Below are 13,714 nucleotides of genomic sequence, written 5' to 3'. Positions count from 1 at the left end.
CAGGACCTCGGTGCACCCCGGCCGTGGCGACTCCACCGAGAACGGCGGTTGTCGGGACGGCTCCCAGGGCGTGCGAAGTCAGCCCGCTCGCGCAGGCTGCCGGTCCAGGTTACTCCCTGGCGGCCAGGCCCGGTGCCACCGCCGGAGCTGTCCCCATCCCCGCGCATCCGTCCCCACCGTCGAAGGGTGACCCGCCGTCGAGGTGAGCACCCGGCAGAGTGCCCGCCATGGTGTCCATCCGCGCCGGCCGGAGTATCGCGGCCCTGCTGACCGTGGTCGCGACGCTCAGCGCAACCGGCGCATCCGCCGCCGCGGTGGCGGCCTCCCGTCCATCACTGGAGACCGCCGCAGAGTCCTTGTCCAACAACGGGTTTCGCTCCCCGGTCCCGCTGCCCCTCACGGTCGTCACCCCCTTCTTCGCGCCGGAACACCGTTTCGGTCCCGGTCATCGTGGGGTCGACCTCGCCGTTCCGGCCGGCAGTCCGGTCCGGGCCGCCGGGTCGGGCACGGTCGTCTTCGCCGGGTCCGTGGCCGGTCGGTCGGTGGTGTCGATCGAGCACGAGGGCGGGCTGCGGACCACCTACGAACCGCTGACTCCGGCCGTGGCCGCGGGTGCCCGGGTGACCGCCGGGGATGTCATCGGGACGCTGGATGCCGGCCATGCCGGTTGTCCGGGCCTGGACTGTCTGCACTGGGGCGCACGTCTGCCGGACCGGGTCTATCTCGACCCGCTGCTGCTGCTCGGGACGTGGCCGGTGCGCCTGTGGCCGTGGACCGACCCGTGAGGGCCTTCAGGCCCGTGGGTGGGCCTGTTGGTACGCCGCTCGCAGACGCTCCGCGGTGACGTGTGTGTAGAGCTGGGTGGTGGCCAGGCTGGCGTGTCCGAGCATCTCCTGGACGGTGCGCAGGTCCGCCCCGCCTTCCAGCAGGTGGGTGGCGGCGGTGTGCCGCAGTCCGTGCGGGGCGAGTTCGGGAGCTCCGGCCCGACCCCGGGTTCGCGAGTGCACCACGGCACGGACGGTGCGCGGGTCGATGCGCCGGCCGCGGGCGCCGAGGAACAGGGCGGCCGCCGACTCGGTACCCGCCAGCAGTGGGCGGCCGGTGGTCAGCCAGCGGTCGAGCGCGCGTTCGGCCGGCAGTCCGTACGGGACGGTCCGTTCCTTGCCGCCCTTTCCGAGCACCCGGACGACCCGGCGGTGGCGGTCGACGTCGCCCAGGTCGAGGCCGGTCAGCTCGGACACCCGCACGGCGGTGGCGTAGAGCAACTCCATGACGGCCTGGTCGCGCAGCTCCACCGCGGCGGTGGCCGTCCCGGTCCGGCCCCCGCTGTCCGGGTCGGTGGTATCGGTGTCGAGGCGGGCCGGGGCGTCCAGGACGGCGGTGATCTGCTCGCTGCGCAGCACCGCCGGCAGCGTGCGGTGGGGGGCGGGTGAGGCGAGCCGTTGACCGACGTCGGTCGCCAGCAGGTGCTCGCGGGCGGCCCAGGCGGTGAAGGATCGGGCGGCCGCGGCGCGGCGGGCCAGCGACGTCCGGGCGGCTCCGGTGCTGCGCTGCCGAGCCAGCCAGCTGCGCAGGACGGCCAGGGTCAGGCCGGCCAGCGGCTCACCGATCACCTCGCCGGCGGCCGTCCCCCGGTAGCGGTCGAGGTGGTCGAGCAGCGAGCGGACGTCCGCGGTGTAGGCGGTGACGGTCGCGGCGGCAAGACCGCGTTCGGCGCTGAGGTGGCGGGTGTAGCGCTGGACCAGCTGCTCGTTCTCCAGGGGCGGCGCGACGGAGCTCATGACGCGGCGGTCGGAGGCCGATCGCCGTCCAGCGCGCGGAGCCAGCCCTCGAACGACGGGTTGCACAGACAGGCCGGCGAGCGGCGCTGCCGGAGGGTGGCGATGGCGTCGTCAGCGGTCGAGCCGGCCAGCATCAGGGCACGGGCGGCGACCAGACTGGAACGGTTGAGTCCGGCCTGGCAGTGGACCAGGACGGGCCCGGTGGTTCGGCACTCGTTGACCCAGGCAGCCAGTTCGTCGACCTGCTCGAAGCCCTGGTCGACGCTGTCCAGCATCCGGACCTCGGTGCGGGAGCGCAGCCGGTGGCGGACCTCGTAGGACTCCCACGGGTAGAGGGAGACGACGTGGTCGATGAAGTCGGGCAGGACGAGGCCGTCCTCACAACCGCCCAGCCACAGATTGTCGGCGATCTCGCTGACGAAGGGCACGTCGAATTCGTGCAGCCCGTGCGCGGTGACCCCCACCATGCGCTGGCGGGTCGGATCGACGGCGATGTCGATGCGGGTCGGATCGGGGTGGGGTGCATCGGCGACGACGGCGTCCGGCCCGGTGGATTGGGGAGCGTCCGTGACACGCGCGTCGACGAGAGCCGAACGACGCGGATCTGCGCTCATGACCGAACTGTACCGATGGCCGGGGCTCCTCCAGCGGCCTGTCGGGTCGGGTTCACCGGTACCGGCGGGCGAACTCCCCCGGGGTCTGTCCGGTGACCGTGCGGAAGTCCCGGGTGAAGTGAGCCTGGTCGGCGTAACCGAGGTCGGCGGCCAGGGCGGCGAGGTCCGCCGGGCTGCAGGTGTCTCGCAGCCGCCCGGCGGCCTGATGCAGACGGTGACGCTGGATCAGCCACTTCGGGGAGAGGCCGACGCGGCGCCGGACCACTCGTTGCAGGGCCCGCTCGGACAGACCGACGTGGGCGGCGAGTCGTGCCACGCGATCCAGCGCGGGTGCGGTCGACGACCACCCGGTGTCCGCCTCGACCGCGGCGACGATGTCGTTCACCAGCCGGCCCTCGGGATCCACCGGCAGGCAGGGAGCAAGGACCGCGGCGAGCGCCGCCACCGCGACCTGATGGGCGGCCGGACTGTGCGGGTCGGCGGCCATGGCGGCACGAACGTTCGCCACCACTGCTGGGGCGCCGTCGCCCAGGAGGTCGACGAGATCGACGGACTGGTCGCGGTAGTCGGCCATGGACCGCCGCGTGAGCAGCCACCCGGTGGCCGGCTGACACAGGACACCAACCGCCCAACCGGCCCCCTGGAGCGTCGTGCGGGACAGGCCGGCGGTGACACCGTAGAAGCGGGCGTAGTCGGTGCTGACGACGAGCAAGGCACACGGGTACTGCAGGACGTGTTGTTCCACGGCCTGGCCAGCAGGCACCGACCAGACCGGGACCCAGTATCTCCGCACGAGGTCGGTGAGCTCGTCGGTCACCGGGTAGCGGTACATCGTGTGGGACCGGTCGGCCGGGTCTCGTAGGTGGGCCCGCTCGACCGGGTCGTCGCGTTCCGCTCGGGCGGGCTGGCCGACCGAGCTGTCGGGTTTCATCAATCCCACCTCCTGCAGCCGCATCTACTGTCCGCACCCATGACCACCACCGCGACCCCGTCCACCGTTCTTGCGCGGGTGACAGCGGCCGCCGCGCCGCTGACCGCCATGGTCTCCGCCGTGCCGACCGAAGCTTGGGGGCGCCCCAGCCCGTGCGACGGATGGAACGCCGGGGACGTGATCGCCCACCTGATCGACACCCAACAGGACTTTCTGCACGACCGCGGCCTGCTGGAGCGCCCGGCCGCCTCGGCCACTGGGATCGACCAACGGTGGAACGACCACATCCGCCGGCTGCTGGACGTGCTGCGCCGACCCGATGCGGCCGACGTCGCGTTCGACGGCTTCTTCGGCCCGACGACGGTCGGGGACACGCTGCTGCGGTTCTACGTGCCCGACATGATCGTCCACCGCTGGGATCTGGCGGCGGCCGTCGGCGCCGACCCCCACCTGTCGGAGGCCGAGATCACCGACCTGGAGGACAGTGTCGCGTCCTGGGGCGACGCGCTGTACCTGGAGGGCATCTGCCGGCCGGGGGTCACTGCGCCCTCGGGGGCGGATCGGCAGACCGTACTGCTGGCCCGGATGGGCCGCCGGAACCGGTGACCGGCCGACGTCCCGGCCGGCACCGGCGCCAGAGGTGCCCCTGCCGTTCGGCCAGGTCGTGCAGTTCGAGCACGGCCAGCGCACCGAGGACGGTCGGAGCGACGAGACCGGACTCCTTGACCAGTTCGGCGACGGCGATGCGCTCCCGGGCCGGGAACGCCTCGTAGACCCGGGCGGTGTCCGCGTCCAGCCCGTCGGTCGGATGGTGGGGGTCCGACCCCGGCCGATCGAGGACGCGGGCCCCGCTGACTCCCCCGGTGGCGTCGGTCGCCGGGAACAGGGCCGGTTCGATCGCGCGGTGGCCACCGAGAGCGGTGAGCACGTCATCGGCCCCGGTGACGAGGTGGGCGAAGCGGTCGGCCAGCAACAGGTGGCAACCGGCCGACAGCGCGGAGGTCACGGGACCGGGGACGGCCATCACCAGCCGACCCTGGTGATCGGCCGCGGCGGCGGTGCTGAGGGTGCCGGACCGGCGGCCGGCCTCGACCACGACGGTGCCCGCCCCGAAGGCCGCGATCAGCCGGTTGCGGACCAGGAACCGGTGGCGGGCCGGGCGTGTCCCGGGCGGATACTCGCTGACCACCGCCCCGTCGGCGGCGATCCGGTCGAGCAGTTCGCGGTTCGCCTCCGGATAGGCGCGGTCGATCCCGCAGGCCAGGACGGCGACGGTGGCCGGTTGGCCGCCGGGGTGTCTGGCCATCAGCGCGCCGTAGTGGGCCGCGGTGTCGACGCCGAACGCCGCGCCGGAGATCACCGCGCGTCCGCGGGCGGCGAGGTCGGCGGCCAATTCGCCGGCCACGCGTCGCCCGTACGGACTGCAGGCTCGCGATCCGACGATCGTGACCCCGTCGGCGGGCAGCCGGACCGGGAGCCGCCCGCGGACCCACAAGGCCAACGGGGGCGCCGCTCCGGTCACGCCGCGGGCCACCGCCCCGGCCAGGCCGGTCACCGCCGCGGCCGGCCACGCCGGGTCGGCCGGGGTCAGCAGCTCGGCGCCGACCTGGGCCGCGTCGAGCAGGTCGGCCTCGGCTTGTCGGCGGGCGTCGTCCCAGCTGAGGTCGGCGACGCGCGCCGCCGACCCGGCGAGGACCGGACGGGGCGCCCGGCGTTCGATGACCGCCCGCCACGCCGCGACCGGACCCTCCCGAGTCACGAACTGCGACAGGGCGGTGGCCGGCGGCTCGCAGACCCGCGCGAGCCCGGCGTAGGCGAGCAGTTCGTCGGTGGTGGTGGATGTGATGGGCATCGAGCGGACTCCGGCTCCGGAAGGGGCAGTCACAGTGCTTCCCCGCTGCGCAGGGCCAGGGCCAGCACGACGTCCTGGTTGACGGGGGTGGGTCGACCGGCGAGGTCGGCGGAGGTCAGGGCCAGCCGCAGGACGCGGTCATAGCCGCGGCCGGTCAGCCGACCGGTGCGTACGGCCCGTTCGAGGAGGTCCTCCTCGGCCCGGTCGGGCCGCCAGTGTCGGCGGACGATCGGGCCGGGTACCTCGGCGGCGCACCGCCACGGGGTGCCCCGCCACCGGTGCGCGGACCGTTCACGGGCCAGGCGGACGCGATGGGCGACCGTCGCCGAGGCCTCGCCCCGTTCCCCGCTCATCAGGCTCGCCGGATCCAGCGGTGGGAGATCGACGCGGATGTCGACGCGGTCCAACAGCGGGCCGGACAACCGGGCCAGGTAGGTACGGCGCGCCAGACCTGGGCAGCTGCAGTCGAGGTCGCGGGCGGCGGCGCACGGGCAGGGGTTGGCGGCCAGGACCAGTTGGAACCGGGCCGGGTAGCGGATGGCGTGGGTGGACCGCGCGATGAGGACCGACCCGTCCTCCATCGGTTGACGCAGGCTGTCCATCACCCGGCGGGCGAATTCGGGGGCTTCGTCGAGGAACAGGACGCCGCGGTGGGCCAGGCTCACGCTGCCGGGCCGGATGGTCCCGGTTCCTCCGCCCACGATGGAGGCCATGGAGGCGCTGTGGTGCGGATCGACGAACGGCGGGGTGCTCATCAGCGGGACGTCGTCCGGCAGCAGACCGGCCACCGAGTAGAGCGCCGTCACCTCCAGCGACTCGCGCGTCGCCAGTGGCGGCAGGATGCCGGGGAGCCGGTTGGCCAGCATGGACTTGCCCGCCCCGGGCGGGCCGATCATCAGCAGATGGTGGCCGCCGGCCGCCGCCACCTCCAGGGCGGTCCGGGCCTCGGGTTGCCCGACGACGTCGGCCAGATCGGGCGGGGTGCGCCCGACCGGCGGATCGTCGGCGTCGTGCGGTCGGAGCAGGTTGTCGTCGTCGCCGCGCAGGTAGCCGATCAGATCGGTCAGGGTGCGGACGCCCCGCACCGTCATCCCTTCGGCCAGGGCGGCTTCGGCGAGGTTGTCGCGGGCGACGAACGCCGCCGTCCGGCCGGCGTCCCGGGCCGCCAGCAGGCTGGGCAGCACCCCGCGGACCGGCCGGACCTGACCGTCCAGACCGAGCTCGCCCACGAACACCGCAGCCTCGACGGCGTTGACGGGCACCACACCGGCGGCGGCCAGCACGGCGACGGCGAGCGCGACGTCGTACCCGGCGCCGCTCTTGCGCAGTGATGCCGGTGAGAGCGCCAGGGTGATGCGACGGTCCGGCCAGCGGATCCCGGAGTTCTGCACCGCGGCGCGCACCCGGTCCCGGGCCTGGCTGATGGCCGCGTCGACCATGCCGATGACCGTCGTACCGGGCAGTCCGGCCGCGAGGTCGGCCTCCACCGCCACCAGGCCGCCCACGATGCCGTCCAGGCCCACCGCCCAGGTGCGGGCCAGGGCCATCAGAACGCCTCGGCCCGGTGTTCGACCGTGGGCTCCTCGCCGGCACGCCAGCGGATGCCGACGACGTCGAAGCGGGTCCGCACCCAGGGTGAGCTGCGGTCGGCCAGCCACGCCGCCGCGACGGTCCGCAAGCGCCGACGCTTGGCCTGGTTGACCGCCTCGAAGGGGGTGCCGAACCCGTCGCCGCTGCGGGTCTTGACCTCGCAGAAGACGATCGTCGACCGGGCGTGGTCGACCGCCACGATGTCCATCTCACCGTGCCGGCAGCGCCAGTTGCGGTCGACCACCACCAGTCCCTGGTCCTGCAGCATCGCGACCGCGAGGTCTTCACCCCGGCGGCCCAATTCGTCTTTCTGCGCCATGTCGCACACGGTCGCCTGCAGGGGCCCGACCGCCCCACCCGATGCGGCCCGGTGTGGATCACCGGCCAGGATGTGGACAGGTCGACGGACGAAAGCCCCCGGTGTCGGAGGGTGGGACTTCGCGTGTGGCGTGGGCCGGGCCGATGGCTATCTGAGAAAGTGTCGACATGGCAGATGGCACCCCCGAGTCCGCGGTCGTTCTGGTCGACGGCGAGAACATCGACGCGACCTTGGGTTCGAGCATTCTGCGGCGGCGCCCGGACCCGAAGGAGCGTCCCCGCTGGGAGCGCCTGCTGGATCACCTGCGGGATCGCTGGGGTACCGAGGTCAGCGGTCTGTTCTTCCTCAACTCGGCCTTCACTCCGCTGCCCAGCTCCTTCGTGCAGGCGCTGCTGAATATCGGCTACCAGCCGGTCATCCTCGCCGGACCGCCTGAGGTCAAGGTCGTGGACGTGGCGATCCAGCGCACGTTGCAGGCGCTGGCTGAGCGCAGCACCGACGTCGTCCTGGTCAGCCACGACGGCGATTTCCTGGAGGATCTGCGGCCGCTCATCGACGGCCAGCGCAGGGTCGCCGTCGTCGGCTTCCGCGAGCTGTTCAACACCGGCTACTCGGAACTGGTCGAGCACGGGCTCGAGATCCTCGATCTGGAGGATCAGGTCAAGGCGTTCAATGTGACCCTGCCCCGGGTCCGGGTCATCCCGATCGACGACTTCGACCCGACGGTGTTCCTCAACTAGCCGGGCAACCGGGCGCCGACACCCCGTCGGGGCCCCACCCCGGTGTGGCCAGGAGTGGAATGAGCGCCGCCACCATCGCCATCAGGATCAGCGCGGTGACGCCGATGGCGCGGAAGGCTCCGATCACACACGAGTCGGATCCGAACGGCGGTGTGGGGGGTGCCTGGCCCGGGGCCATCCGGCCGACGTGCACGACCCAGCCCACGTTGAGCACGCCCAACGCGACGACGAGACTCACCATCGGTGCGAGGGTCAACGACCAGACGTCGTCGCCGATCACCACGACGTGGTCCCGCAGGAACGGGACGTTCAGCACGAGCCAAGACGTCAGCAGGGTCGCCAGCAGCAGCACGAGGCCAGCGGCCGTCGACCGTCGCATGGACCGTCCCTCCGGCGGGGAAGGCTCCACGACGCCGTCAGGCGGGTGCCCGATCACCGCGGCCCGCCGGCGGCCAGCTGCTCGAGCAACGGCCGCACCCGCAACGGCATGGCCTCGCTGAGCGACATCGTGCTGTTGGTGCGCATCACCCCGGGGACGCTCAGCATCGCGGTGGTGACGCGGAGCAGGTCGGCGGTGTCCCGGGCGACGACGGTGACGAGCAGGTCGGCTTCCCCGGTGGTCAGGTGGATCTGGACGACCTCCGGCAGCTCCTGCAGCCGGCCGATCACCGCGGGCCCCTCGGACTGGCTCACGGCGACGGACACGAAGGCGGTCAGCGGGTAGCCCAGCCCCGCCGGGTCGACCCGCCGGGTGAAGTCGCGCACCGGGCCGTCGGCGGCCGTCAGTCGTTGCAGTCGGGCGTGCACGGTGTTCCGGGCGATGCCCAGCTTCCGGGAGAGCCCGAGCACCGTCGCGTCCGGCTCGTCGTCCAGTGCGAGCAGCAGCCGTGCGTCGAGTGGATCCGGGGTGGGGGCGTGCGCGGGAGCCATGACTGAGCATTCTGCTCCACCTTTAGTGCCGAAACTGACACCGTGACCAGCAGCGCGAGGCGGTGTTGCGCAGATCGGCGGCCCGCGTTCACGCTGGTGGGCATGGCCACCACTCTGACCGCTCCCCCCGCTGCCGCGCTCCGTCACAGCCCGGTGGAGAACGTCCTGGGCGTGGCGACCGGCGTGGTGTTGGCCTCGCTGGGCGTGCACCTGCTCAGCGCCGCGCACGCGGTGACCGGCGGTACCGCCGGCCTGGCCCTGCTGCTCAGCTACTCGACCGCCTTGCCGTTCGGCGTTCTGTACTGCCTGGTGAACGCGCCGTTCTTTCTCCTGGCCGTCCGATCCAAGGGCTGGGCGTTCACCGTACGGTCGATCGCCGCGGTCGCCGCCCTGTCGGCCGTCTCCGCCGTGCTACCGGCGCTGTTGCCCCTGGGCGAGATCAGTCCCGTCACCGGGGTGGTCGTCGGGAACCTGCTCGTGGGTGTCGCCCTGCTGATCCTGTTCCGCCACGGCACGTCGCTGGGCGGTTTCGGCATCCTGGCGCTCATCCTCCAGGACCGCCGCGGCTGGCGGGCCGGCTACGTCCAGATGACGCTCGACATCGCCGTCGTCACCGCGGCTCTCGCAGTGGTCCCGGTGACCAACGTGCTGATCAGCGCGGCCGGGGCGATCCTGCTGAACCTCGTCCTGGCGCTGAACCACCGACCCGGGCGGTACCTGGCCCACTGAGATCCCCAGGTCACAGCCCAGGGCTGGAATGCATCAACCCGCCGTCGACGAACACCGTGGTGCCGTTGATGTAGGCCGCCCCGTCGGAGGCGAGAAACGCGACCACCGAGGCGATCTCCTCCGGCTGGGCCATCCGGCCGAGCGGGATCGCGGTGTCCAGGGTCTTCATCTTCGCTGGGTCGTTCATCGTCGAGGTGTTGATGGGGGTGGCCACCGCGCCCGGTCCGACGTTGACCAGCCGGACGCCCTTCGGTCCGAGTTCCTGGGCCGCGGTCCGGGTGAGCATCCGCGAGCCGCCCTTGCTCAGGCAGTAGGCGGTGTTGCCGGGCATCGGCCAGTCCTCGTGGACCGAGCTGATGGTGATGACCACGCCGCCGGAGCCCTGGGCGATCATCTGCTTCGCCGCCAGTTGGGTCCCGAAGAACGCGCTCTTGAGATTGACGTCCAGGACGAAGTCGTACTGCTCCTCGGTGGTCGTCAGGGTGTCGGTGCGGGTCTCGACCCCGGCGTTGTTGACCATGATGTCGAGCCGGCCGTAGGTCGAGACGGCCGTGTCCACCAGGGTCTGCAGATCGGCGACCTTGGAGACATCGGCGTCCACCCCCACCGATTGGTCGCCCAGCGCGGCGACCTGCCGTTCCAGTTCCTCGGTCGCCTCGGGGTGTGAGACGTAGTCGATGACGACCTTCGCGCCGGCACCGGCCAGGGCCAGCACGATGGCCTTGCCGATGCCGCTGTTGCCGCCGGTGACGACGGCGACCTTTCCGGCGAGAGCGTCGGTGGCAACTGAAGTCGGGGCAGTGTTTCGGTCGGTCTTCTCGTCAGTCAACGGAGGGGTCCTCTCGCGCGGGGGTGGTCAGCAACAGGTGGGCGACGAGGGCCGTCCACCCGGTCTGGTGCTCGGCGCCCAGGCCTTCACCGGTGTCGCCGTGGAAGTACTCGTGGAACGGCAGGTTGTCCCGCCACCGCGGGTCGGTGGCCAGCAGGTCGTACCCACCGAACACCGGCCGGCGCCCGTCCGGTGCAGGCAGGAAGATCGACACCAACCGATGCGCGATGTCGTCGGAGGCATCGGCCACGGTGCACCGCCGCCGGGAACCCGTCGGGTACTCGACGGTGAGGTCGCCGGGGGCGAGCCGGTCATAGTCCCGGATCGCCTCGATGAGCAGCACGTTCAGCGGGAACCAGATGGGGCCCCGCCAGTTCGAGTTGCCACCGAACAGATTGTTGGTCGACTCGGCCGGTTCGTAGTCGACGGAGGCACGGACACCGTTCACCTCCACCGAGAACGGGTGCTCCCGGTGCCAGGCCGAGATGCCCCGGATACCGTGGTCGGACAGCAGGCCCTGCTCGTCGAAGACGTGCTCGAGCAGGCGCAACAGCCGGTCCGGCGGCACCAGCGACAACAGCCGGTGGCGGACGTCGCCGATGTCGTGGGTGTGGAACAGGTCGCCGTACTCCGGGTGGTTGGCCAGGAACCACTTGGCCCGGGCGGCGAAGTCGGGCAGGGCGGTCACGTCGACCCGGACGTCGTAGGACAGCACGGCCCGGATCGGCACCAGCCCGACCAGCGACTTCACCTTCAGTGGCACGTCGCGACCGTCGGCCAGGTGCAGCACGTCGTAGTAGTAGCCGTCCTGCTCGTCCCACAGCCCGGACAGGTTGGCCGCGCTCGCGATCATCAGGAAATGCTCGAAGAACTTCGTCGCGACGTCCTCGTAGGCGATGTCGTGACGGGCCAGCCGCAGCGCCATGTCGAGCAGGTCGAGGGCGTACATCGCCATCCACGCGGTGGAATCAGCCTGCTCCAGGTACCCGACCTCGGGCGGCAGCGAGGAGCGATCGAGCGGGGCGATGTTGTCCAGGCCCATGAACCCGCCCTGGAACAGGTTGTCGGCGTTGCGGTCCTTGGAGTCGACCCACCAGGTGAAGTTGATCAGCAGCTTGTGGAACACCCGGGCCAGGAACGTGAAGTCGTGCTCGCCGGTCAGGGCGGCGTCGATCTCGAAGACCCGGATCGCAGCCCAGGCGTGCACCGGCGGGTTGACGTCCGAGAAGTTCCACTCGTAGGCGGGAAGCTGACCGTTCGGATGCAGGTACCACTCGCGCAGCAGCAGCACGAGCTGCCCCTTGGCGAACCACGGGTCGATGTGGGCCATCGTGACGCAGTGGAAGGCCAGGTCCCACGCCGCGTACCACGGGTATTCCCACGGGTCGGGCATGAGCAGCACCTCGTGGTTGTTCAGGTGCCGCCAGGTGCCGTTGCGGATCGCGCCGCGGCCGGGCGGCGGCGGGGGTTGACCCGGGTCACCCTCCAACCAGCGGCGGACGTCGTAGTGGTAGAACTGCTTGCCCCACAGCAGCCCGGCGAAAGCCTGTCGGGCGACGGCGGTCTCGTCCGGGGTGCAGTGCGCCGGGATGACCTGCGCGTAGAACTCGTCGGCCTCGGCCTGGCGTCGCGTCATCACCGCGTCGAACTCGGAACCGGCACCGACGTCGACGGGTTCGGCGAGCAGCGCCTCCTCATCGGCGTCGAGCGCGGGATGGGGCACCCCCACCAGCCGGACGCGCAGGACGGTCGAACCGCCCGGCGGCACGGTGACCGTGTAGTGCAGCGCGGCCTTGGTGCCCGTCCGCTCCGGGTTGACCGTGGCCGCCCCGGACACCACGTGGTCGTTGATGCCGTCCTTCGGGTACGCGACGGCATTCGGGCTGCCGAACAACCGCTCGGTGTTGGTCTCGTTCTCGCAGAACAGCGGTTCCGGCGGCGCGCCGTCCGGGCCCGGTCCCCCGGTGAGCATCAGCGGCCCCGACCGGGAGTGGTCGCCGACGATCCGGTCGCCGACCGCGTGCATTGCCGCCGGCGGATGGTCGGTGTACTCCCACGACCAGGTGTTGCGGAACCACAGCGTGGGCAGCACGTGCAGGGTGGCCTCGTCGGGACCGGCGTTCTCCACGGTGATGCGCATCAGCAGGTCCCGCGCGTCGGCCTTGGCGTAGTCGACCGTCACCACCCAGTACCGGCCGTCGTCGAAGACGCCGGTGTCGACCAGCTCGTACTCCGGTTCGGTCCGGGACCGCGCCGCGTTGACGTCGAGCAGCTGCTGATACGGGTACGGGTGCTGGGAGTAGTGGTAACGCCAGGTGTTCCACGAATGGGTCGGGGTGCTGTCGAGGTACCACCAGTACTCCTTGACGTCCTCCCCGTGGTTGCCCTGCGGACCGGTCAGCCCGAACATCCGCTCCTTGAGGATCGGGTCCACGCCGTTCCACAACGACAGGGCCAGACACCAGTTCTGCGTCTCGTCGCAGAAGCCGGCCATACCGTCCTCGTTCCACCGGTAGACCCGGGAACGGGCATGGTCGTGCGGGAAGAACGCCCAGGCGTCGCCGTCGGCGCTGTAGTCCTCGCGGACGGTCCCCCAGGCCCGTTCGGACAGGTACGGCCCCCAGTCCCGCCACGGCGGGGCCTCCGGGGCGGCCGCGCCGGGCGACAACGGGCGGTCGGCGGCGTCGATACGGTCCTGTTCGGCGCCCGTGCGGGGCGACGAGGCGGCCGCGGAAGCGGGCGGGGGCTGGGTCATGAACGGCTCCGCGAGTCGGTCCGGCACGTGGGGGGACTTCTCGTCAGGTCGCGTACAGCTCCCACAGATAGGACACCTGCGAGCCCTGCAGGACCATGTTGCAGTACACCTCGTTGGCCTTGATCGCCGCGGCGATGTCCGTGCCGTACTGCGCGAACTTCACGCTCGTCTGGGCGGTCACCTGCGCCGTGAGCTGGGTGGCTCCGACCGGATCACTGAGCACCGCGGTGGCAGCGCCCTCCGTCTCGATGACGTCCTGCGGGACGAAGGTGAGCGTGCCGGTCGCCGGGTCGTAGGCCTGCAGCCGGACGGTCAGGATCGTCTCTTCGGACGCGGACGTAGGGACCGGGGATCCGAGCGGCGGCATCGACGCCTCCAGCGCCGGTGACGTGACCGGTGCGCTCGACGCCCCGGCGGACGATGTCGCCGCGGTCGACGACCCGGACGACCGGGTCCCGGCGGACGTGCTGGCCGCGGTGGGCGAAGAGGTGGCCAATGCCGTGACGGTGGCCGTGTTGGTGATGGTGACCGTGCTGACGGTGGCGCCGCCACAAGCCGTCAGGCCGACCAGGAGCAGGGAACCGCCGACCACCCACCGAGCCCGTGACGATCCGAGATCATGCATGAGCGGAAAGTAACAGTCC

At 71.7% G+C, this 13,714-nt stretch carries 15 protein-coding genes; 4 read left to right on the top strand and 11 right to left on the bottom strand.

Annotated features, from left to right (window positions below):
- The first annotated feature begins 227 nt into the window (after positions 1-227).
- Positions 228-785: a M23 family metallopeptidase gene (locus FDO65_RS02225; protein ID WP_137447850.1), complete on the top strand. Its 558-nt coding sequence runs from the start codon at positions 228-230 to the stop codon at positions 783-785.
- 6 nt (positions 786-791) lie between these two features.
- On the opposite strand, the gene FDO65_RS02220 is transcribed toward FDO65_RS02225, so the two are convergent.
- The 3 genes from FDO65_RS02220 to FDO65_RS02210 are packed head-to-tail and all read right to left on the bottom strand — an operon-like array spanning position 792 to position 3,326.
- On the bottom strand, positions 792-1,781 hold the full coding sequence (locus tag FDO65_RS02220; protein WP_137447849.1) for a tyrosine-type recombinase/integrase: 990 nt from the start codon (positions 1,779-1,781) through the stop codon (positions 792-794).
- A complete protein-coding gene (locus FDO65_RS02215; protein ID WP_137447848.1) occupies positions 1,778-2,395 on the bottom strand; it encodes a protein-tyrosine phosphatase family protein in 618 nt (205 codons plus the stop codon). Before FDO65_RS02215 ends, FDO65_RS02220 begins: the two co-directional genes overlap by 4 nt.
- A gap of 52 nt (positions 2,396-2,447) precedes the next feature.
- A complete protein-coding gene (locus FDO65_RS02210) occupies positions 2,448-3,326 on the bottom strand; it encodes a helix-turn-helix domain-containing protein (RefSeq protein ID WP_137447847.1) in 879 nt (292 codons plus the stop codon).
- Positions 3,327-3,365: 39 nt separating this feature from the next.
- On the opposite strand from FDO65_RS02210, the gene FDO65_RS02205 reads away from it, so the two are divergent.
- On the top strand, positions 3,366-3,932 hold the full coding sequence (locus tag FDO65_RS02205; RefSeq protein ID WP_137447846.1) for a maleylpyruvate isomerase family mycothiol-dependent enzyme: 567 nt from the start codon (positions 3,366-3,368) through the stop codon (positions 3,930-3,932).
- Here FDO65_RS02205 and FDO65_RS02200 read toward each other — a convergent pair.
- From FDO65_RS02200 to FDO65_RS02190, 3 genes are read right to left on the bottom strand one after another with little or no spacing between them, the layout of a single operon-like run.
- Positions 3,865-5,178: a DNA-processing protein DprA gene (locus FDO65_RS02200; protein ID WP_137447845.1), complete on the bottom strand. Its 1,314-nt coding sequence runs from the start codon at positions 5,176-5,178 to the stop codon at positions 3,865-3,867. The genes FDO65_RS02205 and FDO65_RS02200 overlap by 68 nt on opposite strands.
- A gap of 29 nt (positions 5,179-5,207) precedes the next feature.
- Positions 5,208-6,725: a YifB family Mg chelatase-like AAA ATPase gene (locus tag FDO65_RS02195; RefSeq protein ID WP_137447844.1), complete on the bottom strand. Its 1,518-nt coding sequence runs from the start codon at positions 6,723-6,725 to the stop codon at positions 5,208-5,210.
- Positions 6,725-7,087, bottom strand: coding sequence for a YraN family protein (locus FDO65_RS02190; RefSeq protein ID WP_137447843.1), 363 nt, complete (start codon positions 7,085-7,087; stop codon positions 6,725-6,727). The genes FDO65_RS02195 and FDO65_RS02190 overlap by 1 nt, the downstream gene beginning before the upstream one ends.
- Positions 7,088-7,254: 167 nt before the next feature.
- Between FDO65_RS02190 and FDO65_RS02185 the strand changes: the two genes are divergently transcribed.
- Entirely contained in the window at positions 7,255-7,827 is a 573-nt protein-coding gene (locus FDO65_RS02185) for an NYN domain-containing protein (protein WP_137447842.1), read from the top strand.
- Here FDO65_RS02185 and FDO65_RS02180 read toward each other — a convergent pair.
- Together FDO65_RS02180 and FDO65_RS02175 are read right to left on the bottom strand one after the other, a co-directional pair.
- A complete protein-coding gene (locus FDO65_RS02180; RefSeq protein ID WP_137447841.1) occupies positions 7,820-8,206 on the bottom strand; it encodes a hypothetical protein in 387 nt (128 codons plus the stop codon). The two genes, FDO65_RS02185 and FDO65_RS02180, sit on opposite strands and share 8 nt — an antisense overlap.
- Positions 8,207-8,259: 53 nt before the next feature.
- Entirely contained in the window at positions 8,260-8,757 is a 498-nt protein-coding gene (locus FDO65_RS02175; protein ID WP_137447840.1) for an Lrp/AsnC family transcriptional regulator, read from the bottom strand.
- Between the two features lie 102 nt (positions 8,758-8,859).
- On the opposite strand from FDO65_RS02175, the gene FDO65_RS02170 reads away from it, so the two are divergent.
- Positions 8,860-9,486 (top strand): YitT family protein, encoded by a 627-nt coding sequence (locus tag FDO65_RS02170; RefSeq protein WP_137447839.1) that lies wholly within the window; start codon positions 8,860-8,862, stop codon positions 9,484-9,486.
- Positions 9,487-9,496: 10 nt separating this feature from the next.
- On the opposite strand, the gene FDO65_RS02165 is transcribed toward FDO65_RS02170, so the two are convergent.
- Genes FDO65_RS02165 through FDO65_RS21985 form a run of 3 tightly spaced genes read right to left on the bottom strand, consistent with a single transcriptional unit; the run spans position 9,497 to position 13,695 of the window.
- A complete protein-coding gene (locus tag FDO65_RS02165) occupies positions 9,497-10,315 on the bottom strand; it encodes a glucose 1-dehydrogenase (RefSeq protein WP_137447838.1) in 819 nt (272 codons plus the stop codon).
- On the bottom strand, positions 10,308-13,070 hold the full coding sequence (locus FDO65_RS02160; RefSeq protein WP_137447837.1) for an MGH1-like glycoside hydrolase domain-containing protein: 2,763 nt from the start codon (positions 13,068-13,070) through the stop codon (positions 10,308-10,310). Before FDO65_RS02160 ends, FDO65_RS02165 begins: the two co-directional genes overlap by 8 nt.
- 43 nt (positions 13,071-13,113) lie before the next feature.
- Positions 13,114-13,695, bottom strand: a complete 582-nt coding sequence (locus tag FDO65_RS21985) for a hypothetical protein (RefSeq protein ID WP_166442003.1) — start codon at positions 13,693-13,695, stop codon at positions 13,114-13,116.
- Positions 13,696-13,714: the final 19 nt, after the last annotated feature.

This window comes from Nakamurella flava (assembly GCF_005298075.1).
Lineage (GTDB): Bacteria > Actinomycetota > Actinomycetes > Mycobacteriales > Nakamurellaceae > Nakamurella > Nakamurella flava.
The sequence above is the reverse complement of the archived record's forward strand: the minus strand, read 5'-3'. Positions and strand labels throughout refer to the sequence as shown.

What these genes read in the sequence shown, in the direction of transcription:
- FDO65_RS02225 (WP_137447850.1), top strand. Translation starts at nt 228, where the DNA reads ATGGTGTCCATCCGCGCCGGCCGGAGTATCGCGGCCCTGCTGACCGTG.
- FDO65_RS02220 (WP_137447849.1), bottom strand. Translation starts at nt 1,781, where the DNA reads ATGAGCTCCGTCGCGCCGCCCCTGGAGAACGAGCAGCTGGTCCAGCGC.
- FDO65_RS02215 (WP_137447848.1), bottom strand. Translation starts at nt 2,395, where the DNA reads ATGAGCGCAGATCCGCGTCGTTCGGCTCTCGTCGACGCGCGTGTCACG.
- FDO65_RS02210 (WP_137447847.1), bottom strand. Translation starts at nt 3,326, where the DNA reads ATGAAACCCGACAGCTCGGTCGGCCAGCCCGCCCGAGCGGAACGCGAC.
- FDO65_RS02205 (WP_137447846.1), top strand. Translation starts at nt 3,366, where the DNA reads ATGACCACCACCGCGACCCCGTCCACCGTTCTTGCGCGGGTGACAGCG.
- FDO65_RS02200 (WP_137447845.1), bottom strand. Translation starts at nt 5,178, where the DNA reads ATGCCCATCACATCCACCACCACCGACGAACTGCTCGCCTACGCCGGG.
- FDO65_RS02195 (WP_137447844.1), bottom strand. Translation starts at nt 6,725, where the DNA reads ATGGCCCTGGCCCGCACCTGGGCGGTGGGCCTGGACGGCATCGTGGGC.
- FDO65_RS02190 (WP_137447843.1), bottom strand. Translation starts at nt 7,087, where the DNA reads ATGGCGCAGAAAGACGAATTGGGCCGCCGGGGTGAAGACCTCGCGGTC.
- FDO65_RS02185 (WP_137447842.1), top strand. Translation starts at nt 7,255, where the DNA reads ATGGCAGATGGCACCCCCGAGTCCGCGGTCGTTCTGGTCGACGGCGAG.
- FDO65_RS02180 (WP_137447841.1), bottom strand. Translation starts at nt 8,206, where the DNA reads ATGCGACGGTCGACGGCCGCTGGCCTCGTGCTGCTGCTGGCGACCCTG.
- FDO65_RS02175 (WP_137447840.1), bottom strand. Translation starts at nt 8,757, where the DNA reads ATGGCTCCCGCGCACGCCCCCACCCCGGATCCACTCGACGCACGGCTG.
- FDO65_RS02170 (WP_137447839.1), top strand. Translation starts at nt 8,860, where the DNA reads ATGGCCACCACTCTGACCGCTCCCCCCGCTGCCGCGCTCCGTCACAGC.
- FDO65_RS02160 (WP_137447837.1), bottom strand. Translation starts at nt 13,070, where the DNA reads ATGACCCAGCCCCCGCCCGCTTCCGCGGCCGCCTCGTCGCCCCGCACG.
- FDO65_RS21985 (WP_166442003.1), bottom strand. Translation starts at nt 13,695, where the DNA reads ATGCATGATCTCGGATCGTCACGGGCTCGGTGGGTGGTCGGCGGTTCC.